The organism is Bradyrhizobium sp. SZCCHNR1043, assembly GCF_032489675.1.
Classification (GTDB): domain Bacteria; phylum Pseudomonadota; class Alphaproteobacteria; order Rhizobiales; family Xanthobacteraceae; genus Bradyrhizobium.
In genome coordinates, this window is record NZ_JAUEYN010000024.1 from 18,628 (window position 1) to 30,000 (window position 11,373).

The following is an 11,373-nucleotide window of genomic DNA, read 5'->3' on the forward strand; positions in this document are numbered from 1 at the left end:
ATCGCTTCGCTGGCGCTCGCGATGACGGAGGAGGTAGCAATAGCCTCAGCTGTCATGCCCGCGCAGGCTGGCATCCAGCACACCGTGGCCTCTCGGGCGATCCCACTGCCATCTCGCAACACTGGATCGCGGCGCCGCGCGCGCTTGGCCTGATCGTCACGGCAGAGTCCGATTCATGCTGGACGTGATCGTCGCTGGAATGGGCAAAGCCGGCTCGAAGCAGCCTGGCCCGCTGCGCCTTGCGTGTCGAGCAGAGCCGGAACGCTTCGGCTGCGCAACTATCCCGCCATCGACCGCGGATCCCGCGGCCCCCATCGCCCGGCCTCGACCAGCGCGATGAAGCGCTCGACCGACGCGTTGAACAGCGCCGGCTCCTCCAGATTCAACACATGGCCGGACTTCGGGAAGAACGTCAGCCCCGATGCCGGCAGGTGCTGCTTGAGGAACAGGCTCGGCGCGATGCAGGCGTCGTCCTCGTCGCCGCAGATGATGAGGGTCGGCGTCGGCACGCCGCGGATGGCGTCGGTCATTGTAAAGATCGAGGGCCGGCCACCCTGGAAACCGCGCATGGTGTTGGCCGAGCCTGTTGCGTCGTGGCGGGCGAGGGCGGCGTAGAAGTCGGCGTGGCCGCGCGGGTCCTTGACCAGGAAGGGAATGCGGCCGGGCGCCTCGCGCGTCACCCTGGCGGTCTCGGCTGAGCCCAGGGTCTCGAACTGCTCGGCGGTCGCGCGGCACTGGGCGCGGAAGGCGTCGAGTTGCTCAAGGCTGGAGCCTGAGCCGACCCCGGCCAGCACCATCGAGCGGATGCGCCCCGGCGCGTTCAGCGCCACCTGCAGCGAGGAATAGGAGCCCATCGACAGGCCGACGAAGTGGGCGCTGGCGATGCCGAGATGGTCCAGCACCGCCAGCGCGTCGGTGTAGAAGTGCACGTAGCTGTAGACGTCGGGCGCGGCCGGCACGTCCGAGGGCGTGTAGCCGCGCGCGGCGTAGGCGATGCAGCGGTGGCGCCGCGCGAAGTAGCGCAGCTGCGGCTCCCAATTGGTGTGGTCGGCGGCGAACTCGTGCAGGAAGATGAGCGGCGTGCCGGCGCCGACCTCTTCGAAATAGAGGCGAACGCCGTCTTTCGCCGTTGCGTGGGGCATCGTCAGCTCCTCCCGTGTCACGTGTTGCATGATGACGAGTCGCGCGACACGCGACAATGGTCGGGCCAGCGCCTTGTTTTCGCCGCGACATAGACTCGGAATCACCCTCTCGTCGCCAGCCTTTCGCCGTCGATGGTCATGGTTTCGTCACACCGCAACATTTTACGGACCGCCGCTGGCGGCTTGCAGAGGGGCCGCGCTGAGGGACCAGGGGGTGCCAAGTCAGGTACTGGGGGAAGTAACAGAAGGATTGAGTATGGTTGTGTCTACCCTTCGCCGGTCGCTTCACATCGTTGCGTTAACCATGTGCTCGGCAGTCGTCGCCGTCACCGCAACACCGGCTTCGGCCCGTCCGCATCACGGCTCCGGGCATCATGCCCACCGCAGCCACGGCGGCCATCACTACGCAAGATATCATCACCACGGCCGGTCCGTCGCCCGGTTGTCGCGCTGGGAGCGCGGCGTGGCGCGGGTGCAGGTGAGCGGCGTTGCCGACGCGCAGGCCAGCGTCATGATGCCGGGCACGGCGTCTGACGGCATGGCGTCGTCCGGCGGCTTCGGCGGTGGCAGCAGCGTCGTCTCCGCGGCGCGCAGCTTCATCGGCAGCGGCAACCCGACCGGCCGGCGCAGCCTGTGGTGCGCCCGTTTCATGAACATGGTGCTGGAGCGGACCGGCCATCGCGGCACCGGCTCCGACATGGCGCGCTCGTTCGCGAGCTATGGCCAGCGCGTCTCCGGCCCGCAGGTCGGCGCGATCGCGGTCATGAGCCGCCGTGGCGGCGGACATGTCGGCGTGGTCTCGGGCGTCGATGCCCAGGGCAACCCGATCGTCATCTCCGGCAACAACGGCAACCGCGTGCGCGAGACCGCGGTGTCGCGCGGCCGGGTGTATGCGTATGTGATGCCGAACTAACCAATCTCGAACTGATGAATCGAGCCGTCGAGGCTCGCTCGGTGTGCGCCTCCCCCGCTTGCGGGGGAGGTCGCATCGCATCGAAGATGCGATGCGGGTGGGGGAAGTCTCTCCACACGAAGATTTTCGGGTGGGGCGGCCCCCACCCCAACCCTCCCCCGCACGCGGGAGAGGGGGCGCGCCGCCGATGCGGCCAGCGCTCGAACTACACCAGCCGCGGCTGCTCCACGGCGAGTTCGTCGCCAACGGCGATATCACCGGCTTCGATCACCTCGGCATAGATGCCGCATTCATTGTTGCCGCGCCGGGTCATCAGCGCGGGCGGGATGTCGAGGTCGCGGGCGGCCGTGTCCGGGTCGACGTTGACCGCGGCGCAGCGGGTGGTGGTCTTCACGACCTTGAGCCGCGCCGAGCCGATGCGCAGCGTCTCGCCCATGAGCGAGGTCTCGTGCCAGGCCTGCCAGCCGGTGACGTAGACGTTGGCGCGGAAGCGCAGCGGGTGCACGGGAGCGCCGACCAAAGTCTCGATCTCCGCGATGGAGGCGAGGTTGATGATCGAGACCACCTTGCGCGCCAGGTCCGTGAAACTGTAGCCGCCGCCCGACAGCAGCTTTGGTGGCCCGCGCAGCTCGTCGGCGAACTCGCCTGCGAAGAAGCGCTCGATCGCCGCGCGGCCTTCGGGGCTCTCGAGATCGCCTTGCACGACGACGGCGTCGTCCCTGCGGATGGTGAGGATATTCGTCGCGTCGTCGAACACGGTCTTGAAGCCGGCGAGGCGCTCGTTGCGCATCAGCATGAGATACGCCGTCTTCGGCCGCCAGACCGGAGCGTCCGGATCGAACCCGCTGGGGCCGTTCTCCAAGGCGTAGCGGCGGTCGGCCGGCAAGGTCTGGCCGATCCGCAAAGGTGCCGTCTGCAATGGTTCCGGGGTAAGGCCCTTGACCGGATAGCGGTACAGGCCGGCGATGCGCGCGGGAGGGGTCTGGCTCATGCCGCCTCATAGGAGATTCCCATGGCCGCGGCCAGGGCACACGAATTTGTGAAACGGCCTCTTCCGTTTTTGGCCCGCCTTCCCACATTTCAGCTCAAGCCGGGCGCAAGCCGGCGACGTCAGGGGTGCGGCGTTGATGGACGTCAACGTGCGCGGTCCGAAACCCAATGAAGATGCTGAAATCGTGCCTTCGGGGCGTCACAGCAGGCTGAGGGAAATATCATGAATATCGAAAAATATACCGAGCGCGCCCGGGGCTTCATCCAATCGGCGCAATCGCTGGCCGTGCGCGACGGCCATCAGCAGTTCTCGCCGCTGCATCTGCTGAAAGTCCTGCTCGACGACGGCGAGGGACTCGCGGGCGGTCTCATCGACCGCGCCGGCGGCAATTCGCGCGCGATCCTGAAAGCGACCGAGGATGCGCTGGGCAAGCTGCCGAAGGTGTCGGGCAGCGGCGCCGGACAGGTCTATCTGTCGCCCGAGCTGGCGCGCGCCTTCGACGCGGCGGAGAAGGCGGCCGAGAAGGCCGGCGATAGTTTTGTCACGGTCGAGCGGCTGCTGCTCGGGCTGACGCTGGAGAAGAACAGCGAAGCAGGCGGCATCCTCGCCAAGGGCGGCGTCACCGCGCAGAACCTCAACGCGGCGATCGAATCCCTGCGCAAGGGCCGTACCGCCGACTCGGCGACCGCCGAGAATGCGTATGATGCGCTGAAGAAATATGCCCGCGACCTGACCCAGGCGGCGCGCGACGGCAAGCTCGATCCGGTGATCGGCCGCGACGAGGAGATCCGCCGTACGATTCAAGTTCTGTCCCGGCGCACCAAGAACAATCCCGTACTGATCGGCGAGCCCGGCGTCGGCAAGACCGCGATCGTCGAGGGCCTCGCGCTGCGCATCGTCAATGGCGACGTGCCGGAGAGCCTGAAGGACAAGCGGCTGTTGTCGCTCGATCTCGGCTCCCTGATCGCGGGCGCGAAATATCGCGGCGAGTTCGAGGAGCGGCTGAAGGCCGTGCTGCAGGAGGTCACGTCGGCCGAAGGCACCTTCGTGCTGTTCATCGACGAGATGCATACCCTGATCGGCGCCGGCAAGGCCGACGGCGCGATGGATGCGTCGAACCTGCTGAAGCCCGCGCTCGCTCGCGGCGAGCTGCACTGCATCGGCGCGACCACGCTCGACGAGTATCAGAAGCATGTCGAGAAGGACGCCGCGCTGGCGCGGCGCTTCCAGCCGGTCTACGTCACCGAGCCGACGGTCGAGGACACCATCTCGATCCTGCGCGGCCTGAAGGATAAATACGAGCAGCATCACGGCGTGCGCATCACCGATTCCGCGCTGGTGGCCTCGGCGACGCTGTCGAACCGCTACATCACCGACCGCTTCCTGCCCGACAAGGCCATCGACCTGATGGACGAGGCGGGCGCGCGGCTGAAGATGCAGGTCGATTCCAAGCCGGAAGAGCTGGATTCGATGGATCGCGAGATCATCCGGCTCAAGATCGAGCAGGAAGCGCTGAAGAAGGAGACCGATCCGGGATCCAAGAGCCGGCTGCTGACCTTGGAAAAGGAGCTCGCCGATCTCTCGGAGAAGTCGGCTGGCCTGACTGCGCGCTGGAGCGCGGAGAAGGACAAGCTGTCGAACGCGCAGAAGCTCAAGAGCGAGCTGGACGGCCTGCGCATCGAGCTCGCCAACGCGCAGCGCCGCGGCGAGTATCAAAAAGCGGGCGAGCTGGCCTATGGCCGCATCCCGGAGCTGGAGAAGCAGCTGGCCGACATCGAGGCCAAGGAGAATGCCGGCGAGATGATGGAGGAGGCGGTCACCGCCAACCACATCGCGCAGGTGGTCTCGCGCTGGACCGGCGTGCCGGTGGACAAGATGCTCGAGGGCGAGAAGGACAAGCTCCTGCGCATGGAGGATTCTCTCGGCAAGCGCGTCGTCGGCCAGTTCGAGGCCGTGCATGCGGTCGCGACCGCCGTGCGGCGCTCGCGCGCCGGCCTGCAGGACCCGAACCGACCGATGGGCTCGTTCATGTTCTTGGGCCCCACCGGTGTCGGCAAGACCGAGCTGACCAAGGCGCTCGCCGAGTATCTGTTCAACGACGAGACCGCGATGGTCCGGCTCGACATGTCCGAGTACATGGAGAAGCACTCGGTGTCGCGGCTGATCGGCGCGCCTCCCGGCTATGTCGGCTATGACGAGGGCGGAGCGCTGACAGAGGCCGTGCGGCGCCGGCCGTACCAGGTCGTCTTGTTCGACGAGATCGAGAAGGCGCATCCGGATGTCTTCAACGTGCTGCTGCAGGTGCTCGACGACGGCCGCCTGACCGACGGCCAGGGCCGCACCGTCGACTTCCGCAACACGCTGATCATCATGACCAGCAATCTCGGCTCCGAGTTCCTGGTCAATCAGCCGGAGGGCGAGGATACGTCGGAGGTGCGCGAGCTGGTGATGGGCACGGTGCGCGGGCATTTCCGGCCCGAGTTCCTCAACCGCGTCGACGAGATCATCCTGTTCCACCGCTTGCAGAAGAGCGAGATGGGGCGGATCGTCGAGATCCAGTTCACACGGCTCCAGAAGCTGCTGGAGGAGCGCAAGATCACCTTGTCCCTGGATGGCGACGCGCGCGACTGGCTCGCCGCCAAGGGCTGGGATCCGGCCTACGGCGCACGTCCCTTGAAGCGGGTGATCCAGCGCAGCGTGCAGGATCCGCTCGCCGAGATGATCCTCGCCGGCGATGTCAAGGACGGCGACAAGGTCGCCATCTCCTCGGAAGGCAATGTGCTGACCTTCAACGGCAAGGCGCATCGCACCGCCGAGATCGCGACGTTCGAGGCGCCGATCCCGAAGCGCAAGCTGAACTGAAGCGGCGCTGCGCCGAACTGAAACGGAAGCGGCCCGCGCTGAGCGATCAGCGCGGGCCGTTTTCAGTTGAACGCGCCTTTGGGGAGCGAGGGTCTCGCTCAGCGGCTGACCTGGATCGGGCCGGCGTCGGAGATGCGCGAGGCACCGGCGCCGCGGCTGGTCATCATCTGGTCGACGCGATCGCGCTCCTTCTCGAAGCTGGCCATGATCTGGCCTTCGAGCGACCGGCCGCGCGGCAGCTTCACGCGCATCGGGTCGACGAAGCGGCCGTTGACCAGGATCTCATAGTGGACGTGCGGGCCGGTCGACATGCCGGTCGAGCCGACGAAACCGACGACCTGGCCCTGGCGCACGCGCTTGCCGGGCTCCATGCCCTTGGCAAACGCCGACAAGTGGCCATAGGCCGTCTCGTAGCCGTTGTTGTGCTTGATCCGGATGTACTTGCCGTAACCGCCTTCGGTGCCGACCTTCTCGAGAACACCGTTGCCGGAGGCGAAGATCGGGGTGCCGTAGGCGGTGGCCCAGTCGACGCCGGTGTGCATCTTTACATAGCCGAGGATCGGATGGCGGCGGCCGCCGAAGCCGGAGCGCATGATCGCGTTGTTGACCGGCTTGCGCACCAGGAACTTCTTCGCGCTCTTCCCGGTCTCGTCGTAATAGTCGACGACGCTGTCGTCGGGGGTCTGGAACCGGTAGTATTTCTTGGTCTCGCCGCCGACCGTCAGCGCAGCGAACAGCACCTCGGTCTTGTCGTTGTTGCCGGGCTTGTCGTCATCGTCGCCGGCATAGAAGACGTCGAACGAATCGCCCGGCTGCACCTTGCGCTGGAAGTCGACGTCGTAGGAATAGATCCGGACCATGTCCTCGATGACCGGCGTGGGCACCTTGTTGCGCATCGCCGTCTCGTAGATGCTCTGATAGAGGCGGACACCGGTGCCGTCATCCTCCTCGTCATTGGTGTTGTCGGCGGTCTCGGTGACCGTGTTCATGCTCTGCGCGTCCACGGCGACGTATCGTCCGAGGTCCGACAGCGCGGCCACCGCCTCGATCATGGTGTCGTTGGCGATGATGACCCGGAACGGCTGCAGCCGGGCGCCGGGGGCAGGGCCGGACGGCGCCATCAGGATACGGAGCTTCTCACCTTCCTTCAGCCCGCCGTCACGGCCGCGTGGGCCGAGCTGGGCGGCAATCGCCCTGGCCTCGTCGGGCGTCGCGCCCTGGTCGCGCAGGATCGAGGTGACGGTATCGCCCTTCTTGACCAGGTGGACACGCTCGCCGAGCGGATTGCCGCCGGTGATCTGGTCCTTGGTCTTGGGGAGCAAGGTGACATTTTCCGGCACCACCCGGGTCTCGAAGCCGGCGTAAGGATCTGGCGAGGTGCCGTCATTGGCGTAGGACAGTTTCAGGTCGCCGCCTTGGACGGCCTGTGCACCGGCCGCGTCAGCGGCGGCATTGGCGAGCGAGGCGTAGCGGACGCCGCCATTGTTGCCGCGCCAGTTCGCCGCATCGCGAACCCGCATGACGATTTCGTCGAGCGCCACCGAGGTCGCGATCTTCGCCTTGGGGAGCACCGCGGCGAGATCCTTGGTCACGAACGAGACTTCGGCGTCGGGCTCGACGGCCTCCGGATTGTTCGGATCCTCGCCGGACCCGGTCTTGTCGTTGTCGGTGTCGCTCAGCAGGCGCTGGGCGTTGAACGGCGGGATCTTGGCGGAAAGATCGCTCGTCGTCATCGACAGGTTGCCCGAGATCCGGACATAGGGACGGACCCGGATCAGCTCGCGCGATCCGGCGCGGGTCACGGTCGAGATGCGCACCACATTGCGCGCCGCCGCCGCTTCGCTCGGCGGCGGCAGGCGATCGCTCTTGCGCAGGGTGGCAACGCGGTCATTGGCGCCGAAGGCGCCGCGCAGCGCGCTCTCCATCCGCTCCGGCATGCGAGCGAAGGTCATTTCGCCGTCGAGCGACGCAAAAACGGCGCCGCCGATCAGGGCTGCGCCGCATAGACCAGTCAGAATCGTACCGGAGAACCATTGCACGGAGACGCGGCGGCGATCGATCACCGCGGCCTCGGAGCCATCGACCGATAGCGGCGGCTCATGACCGAGATCGATCATGCCGACCTCGCGTCCATACCCCCCGCGTGACGTCCGATGGTTCAACCTTCGTCCCCCAAGTTCAAAGTCAGCGCCGAAATCACTCAGCTGCCGGTCGGCTTAACGTCCAAGACAAACGGCTCGGAATGATGGCGCGCTTCTGACGGTTCGAGACTCTCTGGCCCGAAAGCCGGAATCCGCGAACCGCTATTGTTCTTCAGGATCTCTCGATGTCGTCTCGGCCGTATGAGTCAGGCGAAGGGCTCGCCACTTCCTTGATCTGGATCATCCTTGAATCGATGGCGGTCCCCGCTGGACCCAAATCAACCCAGGTCGATGCTTAACAAATCGTCGCAGGATTGTGGCCCAAGTGGGGCACGAAGTCCGCAAGAAGTCTGGGTTCTCTGGCCGTCCCGGAAAAAATGATTCGATGCGACGTTTTGTTGACATTGGGCGTTGACACCCCGATCGGACCCCCCTATAAGCACGATCACTGAGCGCGGCGCCGCTTCGGGACACACCGAGGCGAGCATTCGCGCCAATATTGCTCCTCACTTCTGTTGAGTGATGCACAACCGGTAGAACCCGGTTGCTCATCGACGTCGGAAAAGGTTGGGCGACCCCTCCATTCGAGGGTGGGACCGAGGTCCCGGGCTGTTTGACAAGTGAAGATGAAGAAAGAGAAACGTGGACGGCGGAGTCCTTGCGGGTCTCGGGATTGAGGGTTTCGGCTTTTGGTTCTGGGATCGGACGAGAAGACTTCGGCGGACAATGTTTCAAAGGTAACACCATGGTTTTCGCGCTGTGAAGCGTGGAGATCGATTGGTGGGACCTCGTCAAACGTTGTGATCAGCCGGTTCAAAGCTTCAAGTTCAACTTGAGAGTTTGATCCTGGCTCAGAGCGAACGCTGGCGGCAGGCTTAACACATGCAAGTCGAGCGGGCGTAGCAATACGTCAGCGGCAGACGGGTGAGTAACGCGTGGGAACGTACCTTTTGGTTCGGAACAACACAGGGAAACTTGTGCTAATACCGGATAAGCCCTTACGGGGAAAGATTTATCGCCGAAAGATCGGCCCGCGTCTGATTAGCTAGTTGGTGGGGTAATGGCCCACCAAGGCGACGATCAGTAGCTGGTCTGAGAGGATGATCAGCCACATTGGGACTGAGACACGGCCCAAACTCCTACGGGAGGCAGCAGTGGGGAATATTGGACAATGGGGGCAACCCTGATCCAGCCATGCCGCGTGAGTGATGAAGGCCCTAGGGTTGTAAAGCTCTTTTGTGCGGGAAGATAATGACGGTACCGCAAGAATAAGCCCCGGCTAACTTCGTGCCAGCAGCCGCGGTAATACGAAGGGGGCTAGCGTTGCTCGGAATCACTGGGCGTAAAGGGTGCGTAGGCGGGTCTTTAAGTCAGGGGTGAAATCCTGGAGCTCAACTCCAGAACTGCCTTTGATACTGAAGATCTTGAGTTCGGGAGAGGTGAGTGGAACTGCGAGTGTAGAGGTGAAATTCGTAGATATTCGCAAGAACACCAGTGGCGAAGGCGGCTCACTGGCCCGATACTGACGCTGAGGCACGAAAGCGTGGGGAGCAAACAGGATTAGATACCCTGGTAGTCCACGCCGTAAACGATGAATGCCAGCCGTTGGTGGGTTTACTCACCAGTGGCGCAGCTAACGCTTTAAGCATTCCGCCTGGGGAGTACGGTCGCAAGATTAAAACTCAAAGGAATTGACGGGGGCCCGCACAAGCGGTGGAGCATGTGGTTTAATTCGACGCAACGCGCAGAACCTTACCAGCCCTTGACATGTTTGGGACCGGTCGCAGAGATGTGACCTTCTCTTCGGAGCCCGAAACACAGGTGCTGCATGGCTGTCGTCAGCTCGTGTCGTGAGATGTTGGGTTAAGTCCCGCAACGAGCGCAACCCCCGTCCTTAGTTGCTACCATTTAGTTGAGCACTCTAAGGAGACTGCCGGTGATAAGCCGCGAGGAAGGTGGGGATGACGTCAAGTCCTCATGGCCCTTACGGGCTGGGCTACACACGTGCTACAATGGCGGTGACAGTGGGAAGCTAAGGGGCAACCCTTCGCAAATCTCAAAAAGCCGTCTCAGTTCGGATTGGGCTCTGCAACTCGAGCCCATGAAGTTGGAATCGCTAGTAATCGTGGATCAGCACGCCACGGTGAATACGTTCCCGGGCCTTGTACACACCGCCCGTCACACCATGGGAGTTGGCTTTACCTGAAGGCGGTGCGCTAACCAGCAATGGAGGCAGCCGACCACGGTAGGGTCAGCGACTGGGGTGAAGTCGTAACAAGGTAGCCGTAGGGGAACCTGCGGCTGGATCACCTCCTTTCTAAGGATGGCTCTTCAGCAAGGTCAGATCTTCGGATCTGTCGCTTCTATCGAGCTGTTTTAGAAACATCAGGGGCCACCGAGACCGCCAGGTCTTGCGTGAGCTCCATTGGCGGGATTTCGCCGTCTTCGTTTCTCTTTCTTCGCGGACGAACACGCTGCCTGGGGCTGCGCGGTCGCTGCTTTTGCTTCGTAGGCTTTGGCCTTCGTTGGCCGGGTGGTGACGAGCTTCGAGCGTTAGGGCTTGTAGCTCAGTTGGTTAGAGCGCGCGCTTGATAAGCGTGAGGTCGGAAGTTCAAGTCTTCCCAGGCCCACCACGCTTCGCCTGCGGCTTCGCGTGGCACGCCGCGCTCTCCAATGAGCGAAGCGTGTCCGGCGTAGCCACTTGGCGAAGACGGGCGCTATGCTTCGTCTTCTGGTTACGGGGCCATAGCTCAGCTGGGAGAGCGCGTGCTTTGCAAGCATGAGGTCGTCGGTTCGATCCCGTCTGGCTCCACCAGATGGTTTGATTGCCGAGCGATCGCTTGACAGCGTTGGTTCAACATCGTCCGCGAGACAACACTTCGCATCTTCTGATCCTCACCGGGATTACAGAGGACTGCGTGTTATCTGACATCGTGAAGAGGAGATCGATCCGAGGAGGGTCGTGCAATGAAATGCCACCGCGCAAGCGGTCCGCGTTTCGACTTTGCACCGACGCCTTCACTATCTCCGGGTCATTTCGGCGCAGGCTGGAAGCTGTGAAGCATCCCGTCTGTTGTAAATGACTCTGTTAGCTGCGCTTGACCGCACGGCTATCGGTTCGATCTTAAGAAGCAAGCTGGTCTTTCTAATCATTGTCCGCGCTGCTCTACGCCTTGTCCCTCGGGACTTGTGGGAGCGGTGAACATTCTGCCGAGTGTGTGGACATTGATAATGAGAGCAATCAAGTGCCTTAAGGGTGTTCGGTGGATGCCTTGGCGCTGAGAGGCGATGAAGGACGTGCTACGCTGCGATAAGCCGTGGGGA

The 11,373-nt window shown here is 63.7% G+C and carries 5 protein-coding genes, 2 tRNA genes and 2 rRNA genes (1 of these 9 only partly in view); 6 read left to right on the forward strand and 3 right to left on the reverse strand.

From position 1 onward, the window contains the following. Window positions 1–278: 278 nt before the first annotated feature. On the reverse strand, window positions 279–1,142 hold the full coding sequence (locus tag QX039_RS31695; RefSeq protein ID WP_315736248.1) for an alpha/beta hydrolase: 864 nt from the start codon (window positions 1,140–1,142) through the stop codon (window positions 279–281). Between the two features lie 256 nt (window positions 1,143–1,398). Between QX039_RS31695 and QX039_RS31700 the strand changes: the two genes are divergently transcribed. Then, window positions 1,399–2,055 carry a TIGR02594 family protein gene (locus QX039_RS31700; RefSeq protein WP_409998896.1) on the forward strand — a complete coding sequence of 219 codons (657 nt, stop codon included), beginning with the start codon at window positions 1,399–1,401 and terminating at the stop codon, window positions 2,053–2,055. 205 nt (window positions 2,056–2,260) lie between these two features. Here the strand turns inward: QX039_RS31700 and QX039_RS31705 are convergent, their stop codons facing one another. Further along, window positions 2,261–3,046, reverse strand: coding sequence for an MOSC domain-containing protein (locus QX039_RS31705; RefSeq protein ID WP_315736250.1), 786 nt, complete (start codon window positions 3,044–3,046; stop codon window positions 2,261–2,263). A gap of 222 nt (window positions 3,047–3,268) precedes the next feature. Here QX039_RS31705 and clpB point away from each other — a divergent pair, with 222 nt between their 5' ends. Then, window positions 3,269–5,908, forward strand: coding sequence for an ATP-dependent chaperone ClpB (clpB, locus tag QX039_RS31710; RefSeq protein WP_315736251.1), 2,640 nt, complete (start codon window positions 3,269–3,271; stop codon window positions 5,906–5,908). A 98-nt stretch (window positions 5,909–6,006) separates the two neighbouring features. On the opposite strand, the gene QX039_RS31715 is transcribed toward clpB, so the two are convergent. After that, the gene (locus QX039_RS31715; RefSeq protein ID WP_315736252.1) at window positions 6,007–8,070 is read right to left on the reverse strand and encodes a M23 family metallopeptidase; all 2,064 of its coding nucleotides are present in this window, start codon (window positions 8,068–8,070) and stop codon (window positions 6,007–6,009) included. 807 nt (window positions 8,071–8,877) lie between these two features. Between QX039_RS31715 and QX039_RS31720 the strand changes: the two genes are divergently transcribed. The 4 genes from QX039_RS31720 to QX039_RS31735 all read left to right on the forward strand — a co-directional run. Next, window positions 8,878–10,366 (forward strand): 16S ribosomal RNA (locus tag QX039_RS31720). Between the two features lie 239 nt (window positions 10,367–10,605). Next, window positions 10,606–10,682 (forward strand) — tRNA-Ile (locus tag QX039_RS31725). Between the two features lie 106 nt (window positions 10,683–10,788). Further along, window positions 10,789–10,864: transfer RNA gene (locus QX039_RS31730), tRNA-Ala, on the forward strand. A gap of 424 nt (window positions 10,865–11,288) precedes the next feature. Beyond that, a 23S ribosomal RNA gene (locus QX039_RS31735) occupies window positions 11,289–11,373 on the forward strand; it runs 2,760 nt beyond the window's last position. Together the 16S and 23S rRNA genes with 2 tRNA genes alongside form the textbook arrangement of a ribosomal RNA operon.